This window comes from Actinokineospora fastidiosa (genome assembly GCF_014648415.1).
Classification (GTDB): Bacteria; Actinomycetota; Actinomycetes; order Mycobacteriales; family Pseudonocardiaceae; genus Actinokineospora; species Actinokineospora fastidiosa.
Genome location: NZ_BMRB01000001.1, coordinates 2,020,477 through 2,038,756 on the forward strand (window position 1 = coordinate 2,020,477; position 18,280 = coordinate 2,038,756).

At 72.5% G+C, this 18,280-nt stretch carries 16 protein-coding genes; 8 read left to right on the forward strand and 8 right to left on the reverse strand.

Annotation, left to right across the window (positions count from 1 at the left end; all coding sequences use genetic code 11):
• Nucleotides 1-19: 19 nt before the first annotated feature.
• The 3 genes from IEY98_RS09720 to IEY98_RS09730 all read right to left on the reverse strand — a co-directional run bounded on the left by IEY98_RS09720 (nt 20) and on the right by IEY98_RS09730 (nt 3,590).
• Nucleotides 20-2,122, reverse strand: coding sequence for a diguanylate cyclase domain-containing protein (locus tag IEY98_RS09720; protein ID WP_189209875.1), 2,103 nt, complete (start codon nt 2,120-2,122; stop codon nt 20-22).
• A complete protein-coding gene (locus IEY98_RS09725; RefSeq protein ID WP_229786776.1) occupies nt 2,103-2,873 on the reverse strand; it encodes an SAM-dependent methyltransferase in 771 nt (256 codons plus the stop codon). Before IEY98_RS09725 ends, IEY98_RS09720 begins: the two co-directional genes overlap by 20 nt.
• Nucleotides 2,874-2,963: 90 nt before the next feature.
• Nucleotides 2,964-3,590, reverse strand: coding sequence for an SACE_7040 family transcriptional regulator (locus IEY98_RS09730; RefSeq protein WP_444541825.1), 627 nt, complete (start codon nt 3,588-3,590; stop codon nt 2,964-2,966).
• A 148-nt stretch (nt 3,591-3,738) separates the two neighbouring features.
• Here IEY98_RS09730 and IEY98_RS09735 point away from each other — a divergent pair, with 148 nt between their 5' ends.
• The 4 genes from IEY98_RS09735 to IEY98_RS09750 all read left to right on the forward strand — a co-directional run bounded on the left by IEY98_RS09735 (nt 3,739) and on the right by IEY98_RS09750 (nt 9,386).
• Entirely contained in the window at nt 3,739-4,524 is a 786-nt protein-coding gene (locus IEY98_RS09735) for an SGNH/GDSL hydrolase family protein (protein ID WP_189209876.1), read from the forward strand.
• Between the two features lie 121 nt (nt 4,525-4,645).
• A complete protein-coding gene (locus IEY98_RS09740; RefSeq protein ID WP_189209877.1) occupies nt 4,646-6,250 on the forward strand; it encodes a carboxyl transferase domain-containing protein in 1,605 nt (534 codons plus the stop codon).
• Nucleotides 6,251-6,252: 2 nt separating this feature from the next.
• Nucleotides 6,253-8,232, forward strand: a complete 1,980-nt coding sequence (locus IEY98_RS09745) for an acetyl/propionyl/methylcrotonyl-CoA carboxylase subunit alpha (protein ID WP_189209878.1) — start codon at nt 6,253-6,255, stop codon at nt 8,230-8,232.
• Nucleotides 8,229-9,386, forward strand: a complete 1,158-nt coding sequence (locus IEY98_RS09750) for an acyl-CoA dehydrogenase family protein (RefSeq protein WP_189209879.1) — start codon at nt 8,229-8,231, stop codon at nt 9,384-9,386. The genes IEY98_RS09745 and IEY98_RS09750 overlap by 4 nt, the downstream gene beginning before the upstream one ends.
• A gap of 212 nt (nt 9,387-9,598) precedes the next feature.
• On the opposite strand, the gene IEY98_RS09755 is transcribed toward IEY98_RS09750, so the two are convergent.
• The gene (locus tag IEY98_RS09755) at nt 9,599-10,348 is read right to left on the reverse strand and encodes an SAM-dependent methyltransferase (RefSeq protein WP_189209880.1); all 750 of its coding nucleotides are present in this window, start codon (nt 10,346-10,348) and stop codon (nt 9,599-9,601) included.
• 73 nt (nt 10,349-10,421) lie between these two features.
• On the opposite strand from IEY98_RS09755, the gene IEY98_RS09760 reads away from it, so the two are divergent.
• Nucleotides 10,422-10,784 carry a PLD nuclease N-terminal domain-containing protein gene (locus IEY98_RS09760; RefSeq protein WP_189209881.1) on the forward strand — a complete coding sequence of 121 codons (363 nt, stop codon included), beginning with the start codon at nt 10,422-10,424 and terminating at the stop codon, nt 10,782-10,784.
• A 95-nt stretch (nt 10,785-10,879) separates the two neighbouring features.
• Here IEY98_RS09760 and IEY98_RS09765 read toward each other — a convergent pair whose 3' ends face one another.
• Nucleotides 10,880-12,355: an MFS transporter gene (locus IEY98_RS09765; RefSeq protein ID WP_189209882.1), complete on the reverse strand. Its 1,476-nt coding sequence runs from the start codon at nt 12,353-12,355 to the stop codon at nt 10,880-10,882.
• Between the two features lie 89 nt (nt 12,356-12,444).
• Here IEY98_RS09765 and IEY98_RS09770 point away from each other — a divergent pair, with 89 nt between their 5' ends.
• The gene (locus IEY98_RS09770; RefSeq protein WP_189209883.1) at nt 12,445-13,077 is read left to right on the forward strand and encodes a TetR/AcrR family transcriptional regulator; all 633 of its coding nucleotides are present in this window, start codon (nt 12,445-12,447) and stop codon (nt 13,075-13,077) included.
• Nucleotides 13,078-13,129: 52 nt separating this feature from the next.
• Here IEY98_RS09770 and IEY98_RS09775 read toward each other — a convergent pair whose 3' ends face one another.
• The 3 genes from IEY98_RS09775 to IEY98_RS09785 form a co-directional block, all read right to left on the reverse strand.
• Nucleotides 13,130-14,338 (reverse strand): acyl-CoA dehydrogenase family protein, encoded by a 1,209-nt coding sequence (locus IEY98_RS09775; RefSeq protein WP_189209884.1) that lies wholly within the window; start codon nt 14,336-14,338, stop codon nt 13,130-13,132.
• Nucleotides 14,339-14,358: 20 nt separating this feature from the next.
• Nucleotides 14,359-15,654 carry an acyl-CoA dehydrogenase family protein gene (locus IEY98_RS09780; protein WP_189210172.1) on the reverse strand — a complete coding sequence of 432 codons (1,296 nt, stop codon included), beginning with the start codon at nt 15,652-15,654 and terminating at the stop codon, nt 14,359-14,361.
• A gap of 102 nt (nt 15,655-15,756) precedes the next feature.
• Entirely contained in the window at nt 15,757-16,719 is a 963-nt protein-coding gene (locus tag IEY98_RS09785) for a D-2-hydroxyacid dehydrogenase (protein ID WP_189209885.1), read from the reverse strand.
• 658 nt (nt 16,720-17,377) lie between these two features.
• Here IEY98_RS09785 and shbA point away from each other — a divergent pair.
• Nucleotides 17,378-17,944: an RNA polymerase sigma factor ShbA gene (gene shbA, locus IEY98_RS09790; protein WP_258907997.1), complete on the forward strand. Its 567-nt coding sequence runs from the start codon at nt 17,378-17,380 to the stop codon at nt 17,942-17,944.
• A 125-nt stretch (nt 17,945-18,069) separates the two neighbouring features.
• Nucleotides 18,070-18,279, forward strand: a complete 210-nt coding sequence (locus IEY98_RS09795) for a hypothetical protein (RefSeq protein ID WP_189209886.1) — start codon at nt 18,070-18,072, stop codon at nt 18,277-18,279.
• The last annotated feature ends 1 nt before the right edge of the window (nt 18,280 follow it).

Genomic DNA, 18,280 nt, shown 5'->3' on the forward strand with positions numbered 1-18,280 from the left:
TCGGCACCGGGTGAATCGCTCACTTGGCGGCGGCGACCACGTCGTCGAAGCCCGCGGGCTCACCGAAGGCCGGGCCCTCGCCGGTGGCCGCGCCCGCGTCGGCCCACCACCGGGCCTCGGCAGCGTCCCGCACGCCGAGCACGCCGACCTCGACGCCCATCCCGGCCAGCCGGGCCACCACGTCGCGCACCGCGGCCACCGGCACGCTCCCGGCGGGCAGCCAGTCCGGCCGCCACCCGTCGAACGGGTCGGCCAGCAGCACCGACCGCACCCCGAAGCGCTCGACGGCGGCGATCTCCCGAGGGGTGCCCGCGAACCCGTGCAGCGCGGTGGCCACGCCGATGTCCGACAGCGTCCGCAGGTTGTCCTGCGCGTCGCCGCGCCCGCCGAGCACGGCCGCGGTGTCCAGGCCGATCTCCAGCAGCCCCGGCGGCAGCCCGGACGCGGCCACCGTCGCGTTGACGCGCGCTGCCAGGTCCTCGTCGGCGGACTGCAGCGCCGTCAGCAGCACCCGGTGCACGGGCCGGTCGGCGCCCACGACCGGGGCGAACAGCCGCCACCACACCGGCAGCCGCGAGCCCGCGTCGTCGAGCAGCCACGGCCCCAGCGCCGCGGACAGGCCGGTCATCTCGGCCAGCTCCGGCACGCTCGGCATGCCGGTCATCCGCCGCACGCCGGGCGCGTGCGGCAACGCCCGCGCCCGGATCACCCGCTGGTCGGACAACCGCGCCACCGGCACGTACGCCACGGCCAGCTCGCCGGTCTCCCACGCGCCCGGCAGCGCGGTCGCGGCCTGGCCGACCACGCGGTCGCGCTTGTCCAGCCGGTCGTCGTGCTCGGCCCACTGCCGGGGCCCGACCGCCCGCGCCCGCCGCAGCGCGGACTCCGCGGCCCGGAACAGCTCCACACTGGACAACCGGCCGGGCCCGGCCCGCACGACCCCGATGGTCGCGCCGACCGCGATGCCCGCCGCGCCGTGGTAGATCGGCTCGCCCAGCTCGGACTGCACCGCGGCGGCCAGCGCCGCGAGGTCCGGGGTCTCGGGCTGGTCGCGCACCAGCACCGCGAACTCGTCGCCGCCGACGCGGGCCACCACGGCGTCCTCGTCGGCGAAGGCCCGCTTGAGCCGCTCGGCGGCCACCCGCAGCATCCGGTCGCCGACGGCGTGCCCGTGCGTGCGGTTGAGCAGGCCGAACGCGTCGAGGTCCAGGCACAGCAGGGTCAGCGTGTCGGCGGGGGAGCACTGCCCGTGCGCGGTCTCCAGCCGCGACAGGAAGTGCACGCGGTTGGCCAGGCCGGTCAGCGAGTCGTGCAGCAACTGGTGGTTGAGCCTGCCCTGCAGCAGCTCCTGCTCGCTGAGGTCCTGCACCATCGCGACCTGGTAGATCGGCTCGCCCGCCTCGCGCACCACCGACGTCGCCACGTACACCCAGGCGGTCTCGCCGTTGGCGCGCTCCACCAGCCGCCGGTCCGGGCGCCGGTCGAGCAGCCCGACCAGCGGCGGCTGGTCGGCCTCCTCCGCGGCGATGAAGTCGCCGAGCGCGCGTCCGGTCAGCTCGGCGGCGTCACAGGCCATGATCTCCGCCAGCGCCGGGTTCGCCTGCACGACCCGCCCGTCCGGGTCGGTGATCGCGATGCCGATCGCGGCGTGGTCGAACACCTCGCGGAAGCGGTTCTCGCTGGCCCTGCGGTCGCGGTCGGCGCGCTGCTTGGCCGTCAGCAGGGCCAGCTTCATGGTCTCCTGCTGCGCGAGCGTGCGGCGGCGCAGCGCGTCGGAGTAGCCGCACGACAGCGCCGCGGACAGCCGGGCCACCCGGTCGCCGGACGCGCCGACGCCCAGCATCTCCTCCACCAGCAGGGACACGCTGTGCTGCAGGGTGTCCTCGCCGGTGAGGCCGAAGTCGACCAGGGCGGCGCCGACGGCCGCGCCCACGTCCGGGTCGAGCTCGGGCGCGGAGATCGCCGCGTTCAGCACGTCGAGCTGGGTGTTGAGGAACGCCGAGATCTCCTCGGCGGCGCGCGGGACGTAGACCGTCCTGGCGATGACCCGCAGCCAGGCGCGGACCCGCTGCTCGCGGTTCCGCGCCCGGTCCGTGCCCGGCTCAGCGCTTGCTGCCGACACCGGCATAGATCCCCGCCATCGCCGGGTCGGAGCCGTCGTCGAGACCGGGCTCCGGCCGCCACAGCGCGGTCGGCACGATCCCCGGCTCGGCCAGGTCGAAGCCGTCGAACAGCGCGGCGATCTCGGCGTGCGAGCGCGGGTACATCGGGTCGCGGCTGCCCTTCATGACCTCGACGACGCGGCCCATCTCCTCCGGCATCAGGTCCGCGGTGAACTGCGAGAACGCCATCATGCTGCCGGGCACGCACGCGTCGCGGTAGGTCGCGACGATGCCCGCGGGGTCGCGCTCGGGCGGCACGAAGTGGAACACCCCGACCATCAGCAGCCCCACCGGCCGGTCGAAGTCGATCAGCCCCCGGGTCTCGGCGTGGCCGAGGATCGCCCTCGGCTGGGTGAGGTCGGCCTGCACGATCGTCGCCAGCGGGTTGTCGGCCAGCATCAGCGTCGAGTGCGCGTAGGCGACCTCCTCGTAGTCGACGTAGACCACGCGCGCGTCCGGGTCGGCGCCCTGGGCGACCTCGTGCACGTTGCCCACCGTCGGGATGCCCGAGCCCAGGTCGAGGAACTGGTCGATGCCGTGGGCGACCATGTGCAGCACGGCGCGGCGCAGGAACGACCGGTTGTGCCGGGCGATCTCGCGCGCGTTGGGCTGGGCCTTGAGGAACCGGTGCGCCAGCTCGCGGTCGTGGGCGAAGTTGTGCCCACCGCCGAGCAGGTAGTCGTACAGCCGGGCGGCGCTCGGCCGCTCCATGTCTATGCCCTCCGGGACCCATCTCGTCAGGCCGGGCAGTTCACCCACCGCGCACACCCGTTTCGGTCGTGTCAATCCGTGACCGACAGGCTACTCATCAGGTACTGACTCGGACAGGGCCGTTCCCGGCGACCCCGGCACGTCGGTGAGGGCGGCCAGCGCCATGCGGGTCAGCAGGTCCGCCATCTGGTCGCGGTCGAGGTGCCTGCTGTGCGGGGTGGAGTTGATCAGGCCGAACACCGCGTGCGCCGCGGCGCGGGCGCTGGGCTCGCTCAGCCCGGGGACGGCGGCGCGGATCACCTCGACCCAGAGCTCGACGTAGCGGCGCTGCAGCGCGCGCACCTTCCGCCGGTCGGGGTCGGTGAGGTTGCCCAGGTTGCGCTCCTGGACGGTGATGAGCGCGGGGTTGTCGAGGGCGAAGTCGACGTGGAAGCGCACCAGCTCGGCCAGCGGGTCGGCCCGGGCGACGCGGTTCTGCCCGCCCGCGAGCAGCACCTCCGAGATCGCGGTGAGCATCTCGCCGAGCATCGCGTCCTTGGACCGGAAGTGGCGGTAGAGGGCGGGGCCGGAGATCCCGACCGCCGAGCCGATGTCGTCGATGCCCACTCCGTGGAACCCGTGCCGGGCGAACAGCTCGGCCGCCGCGGCGAGGATCTGCTCGCGGCGGCTCGGCGGCTTGGCTTCGGCGATGGCGGACACGCGGCCATCGTATGGCAGCCAGGTTAGCGACGGCTAACGCGTGCGTTTGTTGATCATCTGTCACAGTCTGGCAACTGTTGATCGGTTACCGCCGAGTTCCGTATCCGCTTTGTTGCTGGTAGTGATGACTTGTCGGGATCAGCTCCTCCAAGGTCGGAGGTAGTACATGCGTGTTCCTCGTTTCCTGGCCGCGGCCCTGCTCGCGGTCGGCTCCCTCATCGCGTTGGCCGTTCCCGCCCAGGCCGCGCCCGGGAAGTACGTCGCGCTCGGCGACTCGTACTCCTCCGGGCTGGGCGCGGGCTCCTACACGAACAGCGCCTGCAGGCGCTCGGCCTACGCCTATCCGCAGCTGTGGGCGAACGCCCTGCGCCCGTCCGCGTTCTCCTTCGCCGCCTGCTCCGGCGCGGAGACCTCGAACGTGCTCAGCAGCCAGATCTCCGCCGTCACCTCGGACACCGCGCTCGTCACGGTGTCCATCGGCGGCAACGACGCCGGGTTCGCCGACGTCATGACCGACTGCAACCTCGGCTCGGACTCCTACTGCGAGAGCCGCAACCGCGAGGCCCAGGAGTTCGCCCGCACCACCCTGCCGGGCAGGCTCGACGCGGTGTACAAGGCGATCCGCGACCGGGCGCCGTCCGCCCGGGTGATCGTCGTCGGCTACCCCCGCATCTACCACCTCAACGGGACCTGCTCCCTCGGGCTCAGCGAGCGCAAGCGCACGGCGATCAACCAGTCCTCCGATGTACTCCATCAGGTGATTTCCGGACGCGCCTCGGCGCACGGTTTCACCTTCCTCAACGGGCAGACGGCCTTCGCCGGGCACGAGATCTGCGCCTCCGGCACCCGCTGGATCAACAGCGTGGTGTGGCCCATCGAGGAGAGCTACCACCCCAACCGCGCGGGCCAGAACGGCGGTTACTACGCCTCGCTGCGGGCGATCACCGGCTGAGCCGGGCGCGACCGGGGCCGCTCCCCGTGCCGAAGGAGCGGCCCCGGTTCATTGCGGGGTGAGTTAGCGAGCGCTAACATTGGCACCGTTGTTAACGGTTGCTAACCCCGCGAGGAGTGCGATGGACGCCCCCGTCCTGCGCGGCGCCGCCGACCCGGCGGGCGACGACGGCCAGCGCCACGCCAAGGAGCACGCCGAACTGGTCGCCGACCTGCGCGCCCGGCTGGCGCGGGCGGCGCTCGGCGGCCCGGAGAAGGCGCGGCAGCGCCATGTGGCCCGCGGCAAGCTGCTGCCCCGCGACCGGGTGGACGCGCTGCTCGACCCGGGCTCGCCGTTCCTGGAGCTGTCCCCGCTGGCGGCGACCGGCATGTACGACGACGACGCCCCGGCCGCGGGCATCATCACCGGCGTCGGCCGCGTCTCCGGGCGCGAGTGCGTCATCGTCGCCAACGACGCCACCGTCAAGGGCGGCACCTACTACCCGATGACGGTCAAGAAGCACCTGCGCGCGCAGGAGGTGGCGCTGCAGAACCACCTGCCCTGCGTCTATCTGGTGGATTCCGGCGGCGCGTTCCTGCCCCGCCAGGACGAGGTGTTCCCCGACCGCGAGCACTTCGGGCGGATCTTCTACAACCAGGCCACGATGTCGGGCAAGGGCATCCCGCAGATCGCGGCCGTGCTGGGCTCCTGCACCGCGGGCGGCGCCTACGTCCCGGCGATGAGCGACGAGGCCGTCATCGTCCGCGAGCAGGGCACGATCTTCCTCGGCGGCCCGCCGCTGGTGAAGGCCGCCACCGGCGAGGTCGTCACCGCGGAGGAGCTGGGCGGCGGCGACGTGCACTCCCGCGTCTCGGGCGTCACCGACCACCTCGCCGACGACGACGCCCACGCGCTGCGCATCGTCCGGTCCATCGTCTCGACCCTCGGCCCGCGCGCCCCGCGCCCGTGGGAGGTCGCGCCCGTGGAGGCCCCGGCCGTCGACCCCGGCACCCTCTACAACGTCGTCCCCACCGACCCGCGGACCCCCTACGACGTGCGCGAGGTCATCGCCCGCGTGGTCGACGGCAGCCGGTTCCGCGAGTTCAAGAAGGAGTACGGCACCACCCTGGTCACCGGGTTCGCCCGCATCCACGGGCACCCGGTCGGGATCATCGCCAACAACGGCGTCCTCTTCGGGGAGTCGGCGCTCAAGGGCGCGCACTTCATCGAGCTGTGCGACCAGCGCTCGATCCCGCTGGTGTTCCTGCAGAACATCACCGGCTTCATGGTCGGGCGCGACTACGAGGCGGGCGGCATCGCCAAGCACGGCGCGAAGATGGTGACCGCGGTGGCGTGCGCGCGGGTGCCGAAGTTCACCGTCGTCATCGGCGGCTCGTTCGGCGCGGGCAACTACTCGATGTGCGGGCGGGCGTACTCGCCCCGCTTCCTGTGGATGTGGCCCAACGCGCGGATCTCGGTGATGGGCGGCGAGCAGGCCGCGTCGGTGCTGGCCACCGTGCGCCGCGACCAGCTCGGCGACACCTGGACCGAGGCGGACGAGGAGGCGTTCAAGGCCCCGATCCGCGAGCAGTACGAGACGCAGGGCAACCCGTACTACTCGACCGCGCGGCTCTGGGACGACGGCGTCATCGACCCGGCGGACACCCGCCAGGTGCTCGGCCTGGCGCTGTCGGCCGCGGCCAACGCGCCACTGGACCCTGTCGGCTACGGCGTCTTCCGGATGTGAGCATGTTCTCCAGCGTTCTGATCGCCAACCGCGGCGAGATCGCCGTCCGCGTCATCGCCACCCTGCGCCGCATGGGCATCCGCTCGGTCGCGGTCTACAGCGACGCCGACGCGGACGCCCTGCACGTGCGCGAGGCCGACACCGCCGTGCGCATCGGGCCCGCCGCCGCGCGCGAGAGCTACCTGTCGATCGAGAAGGTCGTGCAGGCGGCGCTCGACTCGGGCGCGCAGGCCGTGCACCCCGGGTACGGGTTCCTCGCCGAGAACGTGGCGTTCGCCCGCGCCTGCGCCGACGCCGGGCTGGTGTTCATCGGCCCGCCGGTCGGCGCGATCGACGCCATGGGCGACAAGATCCGGGCCAAGCAGACCGTCATGGCCGCGGGCGTGCCCGTCGTCCCGGGGCGCACCGAGGCCGGGATGAGCGACGACGACCTGGTCGACGCCGCCGCCGAGATCGGGTTCCCGGTGCTGCTCAAGCCGTCGGCGGGCGGCGGCGGCAAGGGCATGCGGCTGGTCGAGTCCGCCGACGGCCTGCGCCCGGCCATCGAGTCCGCCCGGCGCGAGGCGCTCGGCTCCTTCGGCGACGACACGCTGCTCATCGAGCGGTTCGTCGCCCGCCCCCGGCACATCGAGATCCAGGTGCTCGCCGACGCCCACGGCGCCGCGGTGCACCTCGGCGAGCGCGAGTGCAGCCTGCAGCGCAGGCACCAGAAGATCATCGAGGAGGCGCCGTCGCCGCTGCTCGACGCCGCCACCCGCGAGCGCATGGGCGCCGCGGCCGTCGACGCGGCGCGCGCGGTCGACTACACCGGCGCGGGCACCGTGGAGTTCATCGTCTCCGCCGACCGGCCCGACGAGTTCTTCTTCATGGAGATGAACACCCGGCTGCAGGTCGAGCACCCGGTCACCGAGCTGGTCACCGGGCTGGACCTGGTCGAGCAGCAGATCAGGGTGGCGGCCGGGCAGCCGCTGGCGTTCGGGCAGTCCGACGTCAGGCTGACCGGGCACGCCGTGGAGGCCCGGGTGTACGCCGAGGACCCCGCTGCCGGGTTCCTGCCGACCGGCGGGCGCGTACTGGGCCTGCGCCTGCCGTCCGCGCCGTGGTCCAGGGTGGACTCCGGGCTCGCGGTGGGCGCGGTCGTCGGCTCGGACTACGACCCCATGCTCGCCAAGGTGATCGCCTGGGGCGACGACCGGGCGCAAGCGCTTGACCGGCTCTCGCTCGCCCTGGCCGACACCGCCGTGCTGGGCGTGCGCACCAACGTCGAGTTCCTGCGCGGGCTGCTGGCCGAGCCGGACGTGCGCGCGGGCAGGCTGGACACCCAGCTCGTCGAGCGCAACCTGGCCGAGCTGACCGGCGCCGCCGAGGTCCCCGACGAGGTCTTCGCCGCCGCCGCGCTGGACGAACTGCTCGGCCTCGCGCCCACCGGCCCGGTCGTGGACCCGTGGGACGTGCCGTCGGGTTGGCGGCTCGGCAGGGCGGCGAGCGTGCCGTTCCGGCTCACCTGCGGCGGCCGGGACGTGACCGTGGTCGTCGACCCGAGCCTGGGCACGGTCGCCGTGGGCGACGCCGAGCCGGTGCCCGCCACGGCGTCGCGTGTGGACGGTGAACTGCGGGTGCGCGTCGGCGAGCGGAACCTGCGCTACGCCAGGGCGATGGACGGCGACACCCTGTGGCTGGCCGCCGACGGGCACGCCTGGGCCGTGGCCGAGCACTCGCTGCTGGAGGGCGGCGCGGGCGCGGCGGGCGCGGGCGGGCCGATCACCAGCCCGATGCCGGGCACCGTGCTCGTGGTCAAGGTCGGCGTCGGCGAGGCCGTGACCGCGGGGCAGCCGCTGCTCGTCGTCGAGGCCATGAAGATGGAGCACACCATCACCGCGACCGCGGACGGTGTGGTCTCCGAACTGAGCGTGCGCCCGGGCCAACAGGTCGGGCTCAACCAGACCCTTGCCGTGGTGACCCCACCGGAGGACCAGCCATGATCGACACCCGTCTGAGCGAGGAGCACGAGGCGCTCCGCAAGACCGTCCAGGAGTTCGCCCGCGACGAGGTCGCGCCGGTCATCGGGGACTTCTACGAGCGCGGGGAGTTCCCCTACGGGATCGTCGCCAAGATGGGGGCGATGGGCCTGTTCGGGCTGCCGATCTCCGAGGAGTACGGCGGCATGGGCGGGGACTACTTCGCGCTGTGCCTGGCGCTGGAGGAGCTGGCCAGGGTCGACTCGTCGGTGGCGATCACCCTGGAGGCGGGCGTCTCGCTGGGCGCGATGCCGCTCTACCGGTTCGGCACCGAGGAGCAGAAGCGGCGCTGGCTGCCCGCGGTCGCGGCCGGGGAGAAGCTGGCCGCGTTCGGCCTGACCGAGCCCGGCGGCGGCTCCGACGCGGGCGCCACCCGCACCACCGCCCGCCGCGACGGCGACGAGTGGGTCATCAACGGGACCAAGGCGTTCATCACCAACTCCGGCACCGACATCACCTCGCACGTCGTGGTCACCGCCGTGACCGGCACGCGCGAGGACGGGCGCAAGGAGATCTCGGCGATCCTGGTGCCCTCGGGCACGCCCGGGTTCACCGTGTCGAAGAAGTACAGCAAGGTCGGCTGGAACGCATCGGACACCCGCGAGCTGAGCTTCGCCGACGTCCGGGTGCCCGTCGAGAACCTGGTCGGCGAGCTGGGCAGGGGCTACGCCCAGTTCCTGTCCACTCTGGACGAGGGCCGGGTGGCGATCGCCGCGCTGTCGGTGGGTCTCGCCCAGGGCTGTGTCGACGAGAGCGTGCGCTACGCGGGCGAGCGCGAGGCGTTCGGCCGCCACATCGGCAGCTACCAGGCCATCCAGTTCAAGATCGCCGAGATGGAGGCCCGCGCGCACACCGCCCGCCTGGCCTACTACGCCGCTGCGGCCAAGATGCTGCGCGGGGAGCGGTTCAAGAAGGAGGCCGCCATCGCCAAGCTGGTCGCCTCCAACGCCGCGATGGACAACGCCCGCGACGCCACCCAGGTCTTCGGCGGCTACGGCTTCATGAACGAGTTCCCGGTCGGCCGCTTCTACCGGGACGCGAAGATCCTGGAGATCGGCGAGGGCACCAGCGAGGTGCAGAAGATGCTGATCGCCAGGGAACTGGGGCTGCCCGCGTAGTGACCGCGCCGATCAGCGGACGGCGTGCCCTGGTCGTGGGCACGGCGGCGTAGGCCGACCCGGCCTTCGGCAGGCTGCGCCCGCCACCGGGACCCAGCTGTGGAGTGTCGGGAACGGGACGCTGGTGAGCTGTTGCGCGGCACGCACGCGCGGATGGCGTTCGCGCCGAGCGGCAGCACCCTGGCCCCTGTCGCGCGCTGGTGACTCCCGGACTAGGGGACGCGGCCGACCGCGGCGTAGGCCAGGCTGGCGGTCGGCTCGATGTCGTCGTCGGCCTCCGGGCGCCAGCGGCTCGTCCACACCACGCCAGGGGGGAGCAGGGTGAGGCCGTCGAGCAGGGCGGTCACTTCGGCCTTCGTCCGGGCGAAGCCCGGCATGCCGCGGCTCTCGTACATCCGCCTCGCCTGCTCGACTCCCGGTTCGGCGTCGTGGGTGGCGTGGGAGATCGCGATCAGGCTGCCCGGGCCGATCGCGGCGCGGTAGGGGGCCAGGGTGGCCTCGGCGTCGGGGACGAAGTGCAGCACCGCCACGGCGAGGACCGCGACCGGGCGGCTGAAGTCGATCAGCTCGCGGGCGGCGGTCAGCACGGTGTCGGCGTCGCGGATGTCGGCGGCGACGATCGTGGCGTCGGGGTGCCCGGCGAGCACGTCGCGGCTGTGCGCGACGGCGATGGCGTCGTGGTCGACGTAGACCACGCGCGCGGCGGGGGCGACCTCGTGGGTGTTGCCGACGGTGGGGATGCCCGAGCCGAGGTCGAGGAACTGGTCGACGCCGTCGGCAACGGCCGCCTGGACGGCTCTGCGCAGGAAGTCCCGGTTGATGCGGGCGGCCAGCGGCGCGCCGGGCATGGTGGCGATGATCTGCTCGGCGAACGCGCGGTCGGCGGCGAAGTTGAACGCGCCGCCGAGCAGGTAGTCGTAGATGCGCGCCGGGTGCGGCTGGTCGGTGTCGGGAGTCCCCATGCCGCGATTGTCCCGGTTACCCGCGCGTGCGCGCTGCGCTACCCTCTGCTGACGACTTTGGGGGTTGTGAGCGATGCTTTACTTCGGTGGCCTCTTCGGTGTCATCACCCTGGCGTTGTGGCTGTTCTGCCTTGTCGACGTCATCACCACGGACGAGGGCGACGCACGGCACCTGCCGAAATTCGGCTGGCTGCTGATCGTGCTGTTCTTCCCGCTCGTCGGCTCCATCGTGTGGCTGGTGGCGGGCAGGCCGGTGCGCGCCGCCGCGCGGCCGCGGTCGTATGAGCGGGGCATGCCCGCCTTCCCCGAGTACGACCGCCCGGGCCGCTTCGCCGCCACGGACGCCGAGTCCGACGCGGAGTTCCTCCGCCGCTGCCGCGAACGCGCCGAGGAGCAGCGCCGCAAGGCCCGCGAGGCCGAGGGCGAGAGCGCCTAGCCCGCAGTGATCGCGAGCGCTACCGCCCGGCGAGCGTGGTGTGGCCTGCCGGGGACCAGGCCGGTGGGCGCGGGCGGCGCCCACCGGCCTGAGTGTCACATGTGGACGGCCGGGCCCGCCGACTTGAGCTCGGCGGGGACGCCGGAGCGCAGCACCAGGGCCGAGACCACGCCGCCGACCGCGAAGGTGCCCGCGGACCAGGCGAACGCCGCGCCGTAGCTGGCGATCGCGGCAGCGGCCTGGTCCTTGCCCTCCATCAGGGCGGCGGTGAAGGCGTTGGCGGCGATGGTGCTGAACAGCGCCGTGCCGATGGAGCCGCCGACCTGCTGGATGGCGTTGACCGCGGCGGAGGCCGCGCCGGAGTCCTGCGGGTCGACGCCCGCGATGGCCACGTTCATGCCGGAGGCCATCGTCAGGCCGATGCCCAGGCCCGCGACCAGCAGACCGGGCAGCACGCCGGAGGCGTAGGTGCTGGTCTCGTCGAGCAGCGCCATGTGGGCGGTGCCCAGCGCGGCCACGACCATGCCGACCGGGATCATGACCCGAGGGCCGACGCGCGGCAGCAGGACCGTGGTGGCCATCGTGGCCGACAGCATGAGCGTGCCGATCATCGGCAGGAACGCGAAACCGCTCTGCACCGGACCGAAGCGCAGGTTCTGCTGCATGTAGAAGGTCAGGAACAGGAAGATCACGAACATGCCTGCGACCAGCAGGAACATCGCCAGGAACGCGCCGCCCCGGTTGCGGTGGGCAAGGATGCGCAGCGGCAGCAGCGGGTGCGCGACACGCGTCTGGGAGAACACGAACGCGCCCAGCAGCACGACGCCCGCGGCCAGGAAGCCGAGCGTGCTCGCCGCGTCCCAGCCGTCCTGCTCGGCGTTGGCCAGGCCGTAGACGAGGGCGAACATGCCCGCGGTCGCGGTGGTGACGCCGATGAGGTCCAGCTTCGGGCGCTCGGTCGCGGTGCTCTTGCCGAGCAGGCCGATGCCGCCGACGAACGCGACGCCCGCGAAGACCAGGTTGATGTACATGCACCAGCGCCAGTCCAGGTACTCGGTCAGCACGCCGCCGAGCAGCAGGCCGATCGCGCCACCGGCGCCGGAGATCGCCCCGAAGATGCCGAACGCCTTGCCCCGCTCGGCCGGGTCGGTGAACGTCGTGGTCAGCAGCGACAGCGCGGCGGGCGCCAGCAGCGCGGCGAACACGCCCTGCCCGACGCGCGCGGCCACCAGCACCTCGAAGTTGGCCGCCGCGCCGCCGACCGCCGAGGCGATGGCGAAGCCGACGACGCCCGCGAGGAACGCCATCCGCCGTCCGAAGAGGTCGGCGATGCGGCCGCCGATGAGCAGCAGGCTGCCGAAGCTCAGCGCGTAGCCGGTGATCAGCCACTGCCGCTGGGAATCCCCGAACCGCAGGTCCTGCTGGGCGCTCGGCAGCGCGATGTTCACCACGGTGGCGTCGAGCACCACCATGACCTGCGCCAGCGCGATCACGGCCAGCACCAGCCACCGCCTGCTCGACGGCTGCTCGATATTCGGTGGCGGCGATGCCGCCACTTCGGACACAGTCATGTAAAGCCCCCGGGTTCTCCTGTGGATTCGCCGATCACGCTACCAATGAAGCGGAGACGCTGTCTCCGGATTTCTGGTAAGCTGAGAGCGTGACCTCGGACACGCCGCTCCGCGCCGACGCCCGCCGCAACCGCGCGCGCATCGTCGCGGCCGCCCGCGAGGTCTTCGCGACCCGGGGCATCGACGTCACCCTCGACGAGATCGCCCGGGTGGCGGGCGTGGGAGTGGGGACGGTCTACCGCCGATTCTCGTCGAAGGAAGCCCTGCTGGAGGCGGTGTTCGACGAGGTGGTGTCCGAAGTGAACACCTTGATCGACGCCGCGGCTGCCGAACCGGACGCCTGGACCGGCCTGGTCGGCCTGCTCACCGCCGTCGCCGAACGCCAGGCAGCCGACCGGGGCCTCTTCCAGATCTGCCACCGCGTCGAACTCGGCCACGCCGAGCGCATCGGCGCGCACTTCGTCCCCGCCGTGGACTCCCTGGTCGCCCGCGCGCAGGCCCAGGGCACCATCCGCCCGGACGTGACGGGCGCGGACCTCGGTCCGCTGATGACCATGCTGGGCGCGTCCTTCGACCTGACCCGCCACATCGCCCCGGACCTGTGGCGGCGCTACTTCACCCTGCTGCTCGACGGCCTGCGCCTAGGCCCCCCGACCCCCCTCCCCGTCGCCTCCCCCAGCCACGACGACATCCACGAGGCGATGAAGGACAAGGGCTGCTGAACGAGAAGGCCGCGCGGACCTGGTGGTCCGCGCGGCCTTCGTCAGACGTTCGTCACTTCAACTCGGACGACGACTTCCCCAACAGTCGCCGGGCCACGATGAGTTGCTGGATCTGCTGTGTGCCCTCGAAGATGTCCAGGATCTTCGAGTCCCGCGCCCACTTCTCCAGCAGCGTCCCCTCGCCATAGCCCACCGACCCGGCCAGTTCCACGCAGCGCAGGGTGATGTCGCTGCCGGAGCGGCCCGCCTTGGCCTTGGCCATCGACGCCTGCAGGGAGTTCGGCTTGCGGTTGTCGGCCATCCAGGCGGCTTCCAGGGCCAGCAGGTACGCCGCCTCCCAGTCCGCCTCCAGCTGCAGGTACGTCGCCGCCGCGGCGGACTGGGTGAAGGCCGGGCGGTCGTAGTCGATGTCCACGCCCGCCTCCTCCAGCAGTCGCCGGGTCTCCTCGAGGGACGCGCGGGCCACGCCGATGGCCATGGCGGCCACCAGGGGGCGGGTGTTGTCGAAGGTCTGCATGACGCCCGCGAAACCCTGCTCGGTGTTGATCTCCGGGCTGCCGAGCAGGTTGTCCTTGTGGACGCGCACGTTGTCGAGGCGGAAGTGCGCGGTGTCGGACGCGCGGATGCCCAGCTTGTGCTCCAGCCGCACCAGCTCGAAGCCGGGGGTGTCGCGGTCGACGACGAAGCTCTTGATCGCCGCCTTGCCCAGCGATCGGTCCAAAGTGGCCCAGACGACCACGCAGTCGGCGCGCTCGCCGGAGGTCACGAAGATCTTCTCGCCGTTGAGGACGTAGTAGTCGCCGTCGCGGACGGCGGTGGTGCGGATGGCGCCGGAGTCCGAGCCGGTGTCGGGCTCGGTGATGGCCATCGCGGCCCACTTGCCCTCGTAGCGCTTGAGCTGCTCGTCGTTGGCCACCGAGGCGATCGCGGCGTTGCCGAGGCCCTGGCGGGGCATCGACAGCAGCAGGCCGACGTCGCCCCAGCACATCTCGATGGTGCCGAGCAGCAGCTGCAGGTTGCTGCCGTTGCGGTTGCCGTCGGCCTTCTTCTCCGTGCCGCCCCGACGCACGCCACCGGCGCCCGCGCCGCCGCCCGCGGCCGACAGGCCGTCCAGGAGGGCGGCCAGCATGTCCAGTTCCTTCGGATAGGTGTGCTCGGCCTGGTCGTACTTGCGCGAGTTGGGCCGGAAGAACTCCGCCGCGGCCTGGTGGGCCTGGTCGACCAGCTGCGCGAACTTGCGCGGGACCTCAAGGTTGATCATGGCTTGTTCCCTTCCGCCCTCTAGACGAGGACGATCCCCTCGACCAGGCCGACCGCGCGCAGATCGCGGTACCAGCGCTCCACCGGGTGCTCCTTGACGAAGCCGTGCCCGCCCAACAGCTGCACGCCGTCGTTGCCGATCTGCATGCCCTTCTCCGCGCACAGCCGCCGCGCCAGACCCGCCTCGCGGGCGTACGGCTTGCCCTGCTCGGCCCGGCTGGCCGCGCGGTAGGTGAGCAGCCGCATGCCCTCCAGCTCGATGCCCATGTCCGCGACCTTGAACGCCACGCCCTGCCGGTGGCTGACCGGCTCGCCGAAGGCCACCCGCTCGTTGACGTACGGGATCACGTAGTCCAGGACCGCCTGCGATGTCCCCAGCGACAGCGCGCACCAGGCGATCCGGGAGAGCCGCACGCACTCGGTGTAGACGGCCGACTTGCCCTCGCCCAGCAGCGCGGTCTCCGGGACCCGCACCTTGTCCAGGTGCAGTTTGCCCATCCCCGCGGCGCGCAGCCCCATCGCGGGCTCGGACTCCACGGTCAGGCCCTCGCTGTCGGACTCCACGATGAACAGCGCCGGGCCGCGCCCGTCGAGGTCGGCGGCCACGACGAACAGCTCGGCCTGCGCGGCCCTGGGCACGAGCGACTTCACGCCCTCCAGCACGAACCCGCCGCCGGAGCGGTAGGCCTTGGTCTTGAGCGCGAACGGGTCGAACAGCGGCCGCGGCTCCTGCACGGCCAGCGCCGCGGCGGGGACGTCGTCGCCGACGAACGCGGGCAGGTAGGTCGCCTGCTGGGTCTCGTCGCCCCACAGCACCAGCGCCGAGCTGACCGCCGACGGCGCCAGCAGCGCCACGGCCAGGCCCATGTCGCCGTGCGCCATCGCCTCGGCCACCAGCACGCCGGTCACCGCGGAGCGCTCGGTGCCCAGGCCGCCCAGCGACTCGGGCACGCCCACCAGGGTCACGCCGAGCTCGGTGACGGTGGACAGCAGATCGGCCGGGGTCGCGCAGTCGGCGTCGGCCTCGGCCGCCGCCGGGCGCAGCCGCTCCGCGGCGAACTCCGAGACCGTCTCGACTATCATCTTCTGCTCGTCGTCCGGGGTGATGTCGAACAGCCCGCGCTCGCCTGCCGAGGGCAGCCGGGCGGGCTTGGCCAGCTTCTGCGCCGCGGCGAACTGCCTGGTGGCCGCCCCGACGGCGGTGAAGCCGGTGCGGGTGGCGGTGTAGAGGCCCTTCTCGACGGGCTTGCGCAGGTTGAACCGGTCGAGCACAGGGGCGCTCGCCAGCTTGTTCAGTACCGCGAGCGCGGTGCCCATCGCGTCCCGCCTGGGCTTGGGGTTGGTGCCCGCCATGGGTGCTCCCACCTCGATCGATCGCTTCCGACTCCGGCGTAACCTACTCCAGAGTAGCAAGTGGGCTCAACCCGTGGCGCCCGGCGGGATCACGTTGATCAGCGGCTCGCCCGCGAGGTAGCGGTCGAGGTTGTCGGCGAAGAGGCGGACCAGCTCGTCGCGCCAGCCCTTGACGTCCCCGGCCATGTGCGGGGAGATGACGACGTCCGGCAGGTCCCACAGCGGGGACGACTTGGGCAGCGGCTCATCGGCGAAGACGTTGAGCGCCGCGCCCGCGAGCTCGCCCTTGTCCAGGGCGTCGATGAGGTCCGGCAGCACGACGAGGCCGCCCCGGCTGATGTTCACCAGCCGCGCGGTCGGCTTCATCGCGCGCAGCGCGTTCTCGTCGATCAGCCCGGCGGTGTCCGGGGTGAGCGGGGTGGCCAGGATCACGTAGTCGGCCGCGGCCAGCGCGCGGCGCAGGTCGGCCATCCCGACGACGTCGCCGAGGTCGGGGTCGCGGGGCCGGGCGGCGCGGCCCACCGCCGACACGGACACCCCGACGGCCCGCAGTTTGCGCCCGATGGCCCGCCCGATCGGGCCGGACCCGACGACCAGCGCGTGCGCGCCCGCCAGGCGCTCGGTCTCCCGGTGGGCCCACACCCGGCGCTGCTGCAGGCGCATGGTCGCGGGCAGGTCCTTGGCGAAGGCGAGGACCAGGCTCAGCACGTACTCGGCCATCGGCTCGTCGAACACGCCGCGGGCGCTGGTGACGGTGACGCCCGCGGCGTGCAGCCGGGGGATCGGCAGGTGCCGGGCGGAGGCGCCCGCGGCGTGCGCCCAGCGCAGGCCGGTCGCGGCCGGGAGCGCGTCGGACAGCCCGTTCGCGCGGCTGTCCCAGACGAAGAGCACGTCGGCGCCGGGGAGGGTGGCGCTGAGGAGGGGCCCGGTGCTGTAGCGGACGGTGGCGCGGCGCTCGATCCCCGGCATCGGGGGCGGTCGGTCGGTTCCGTGCAGGACGACGACGACGGGTCGCCCGCTGCTGTCCATGTGGGGATTCCCCTGTTCGGGTGGCGTGCTGCTCGGGCGGCGTGCGCCGCCACGCTAAGAATGGTGAACCGGCACTGTCAACGCGGCACAATGGGGCGCTGCGAACGGAGCCCGCTGGGCGGCCGAACGGCGGTATGGGGCTGGCGCATCCTAGCGGTCTCCCGTCTCCGTAGAGTTGCGTTACTCCATCCGTGGAAGGTCATCACTCGTTCGGCGGGTACGTGACCGGCGAGTAACGTCCGATCACTCGACCGGTGCCGTCGATCGTGCCGGTCGCCGTCCACAATGGATCAATCTGGATGGTGACGAGCTGCGGATCCTTGGTGGTTTCGCGGAATTCCGGGCCCTTCGACCCGATCGGTGGGGCGTGTGCGGAGGGTGTTCTCTAGGGTCGTTCGGCCCTGTCCGGTGTGAGGTTGAATACGAAACGATCGGCATCACCGCACGGGGATTCCTCTGGTGTCGGGTGGGTCACCCGGCTACCATCACTCTCCGTCAAGGCCATCATCGCATCCGACCGTCCACGGGTGCGGCGTGGTGCGCCGACAGCCAGACTCCGGCCCGCCGCGCGCGAGCCGACCTTCAGGGGGCTCACGTGAGCGCAACGCCCGGCCCGGACCCGGTGGAACCGGCACGCACCGACGCCGTGTTCGCCCGCCTGAAGACAGCGGCCTTCCACGAGCTGGTCGAGGCGTCGATGCGCGGCGACAAGGCGGCCCGGCAGACCCTCTTCACCTGGATCCACCCGGCCATCGTGCGCTACTGCCGCGCCCGCATCGGCCGCACGGGCTCGGCGTACTCCTCCGCGGACGACGTGGCCCAGGAGATCATGCTCGCCATCCTCGGCGCGCTGCCCCGCTACTCCGACGACCGCGAGTCCTTCCTGCCGTTCGTCTACGGGATCGCCGCCCACAAGGTCGCCGACTTCTACCGCCGCTCCGGCCGCGACCGCTCCGACCCGGTCGCCGACATGCCCGAGATGCCCGACGCGAACCTCGGCCCCGAACAGCTCACCCTGCGCGGGGAGATGCGCGCCCGGCTCGGCACCCTGCTGGACAGCCTGGCCCCGCGCCAGCGCGAGATCCTCGTCCTGCGCCTGGTGGTCGGCCTGTCCGCCCAGGAGACGGCCGTCGCCATCGGCCTCACCGCCACGGCGGTCCGCGTGGCCCAACACCGCGCCCTCACCCGCCTCCGCGGCTCCCTGACCGCGGCCGACTGGCTCTAGCGCGGTCACCGCGGCGGGACGGGGATCTGCGGACCGTCGCCGCGTTCTCGACCCGGCTGCCCCGTCCGGTCGTGGTTCTGCGACGAACAGGGCAGGCGACGTCTACCGGCACCGGTTTCAGCGCCGTGCGCGAGTTGGGTCACCTGGTCCTGCACCGCGAGGCGACGCCGGGTGACATCGTCCAAGAGCGTGAGGCGCACGCGCCCGCCTCGGAGGCGGGCCTGACGATTCCCCGACTCGCCCGGGAACTCGCCTGGGACGTTCCCCGGGTCCGGGAGATGCTCGGGATGGTCGACCGACGTCCTGTGCTGGAACTGGTCTCGGGCGGGGCGTGAC

Excerpts from the sequence above, each read along its gene's own strand:
- IEY98_RS09750 (WP_189209879.1), top strand. The coding sequence starts at position 8,229 with ATGATCGACACCCGTCTGAGCGAGGAGCACGAGGCGCTCCGCAAGACC.
- IEY98_RS09785 (WP_189209885.1), bottom strand. The coding sequence starts at position 16,719 with ATGGACAGCAGCGGGCGACCCGTCGTCGTCGTCCTGCACGGAACCGAC.
- IEY98_RS09735 (WP_189209876.1), top strand. The coding sequence starts at position 3,739 with ATGCGTGTTCCTCGTTTCCTGGCCGCGGCCCTGCTCGCGGTCGGCTCC.
- IEY98_RS09725 (WP_229786776.1), bottom strand. The coding sequence starts at position 2,873 with ATGGAGCGGCCGAGCGCCGCCCGGCTGTACGACTACCTGCTCGGCGGT.
- IEY98_RS09775 (WP_189209884.1), bottom strand. The coding sequence starts at position 14,338 with ATGATCAACCTTGAGGTCCCGCGCAAGTTCGCGCAGCTGGTCGACCAG.
- IEY98_RS09745 (WP_189209878.1), top strand. The coding sequence starts at position 6,253 with ATGTTCTCCAGCGTTCTGATCGCCAACCGCGGCGAGATCGCCGTCCGC.
- IEY98_RS09765 (WP_189209882.1), bottom strand. The coding sequence starts at position 12,355 with ATGACTGTGTCCGAAGTGGCGGCATCGCCGCCACCGAATATCGAGCAG.
- IEY98_RS09755 (WP_189209880.1), bottom strand. The coding sequence starts at position 10,348 with ATGGGGACTCCCGACACCGACCAGCCGCACCCGGCGCGCATCTACGAC.
- IEY98_RS09780 (WP_189210172.1), bottom strand. The coding sequence starts at position 15,654 with ATGGGCACCGCGCTCGCGGTACTGAACAAGCTGGCGAGCGCCCCTGTG.
- IEY98_RS09760 (WP_189209881.1), top strand. The coding sequence starts at position 10,422 with ATGCTTTACTTCGGTGGCCTCTTCGGTGTCATCACCCTGGCGTTGTGG.
- IEY98_RS09740 (WP_189209877.1), top strand. The coding sequence starts at position 4,646 with ATGGACGCCCCCGTCCTGCGCGGCGCCGCCGACCCGGCGGGCGACGAC.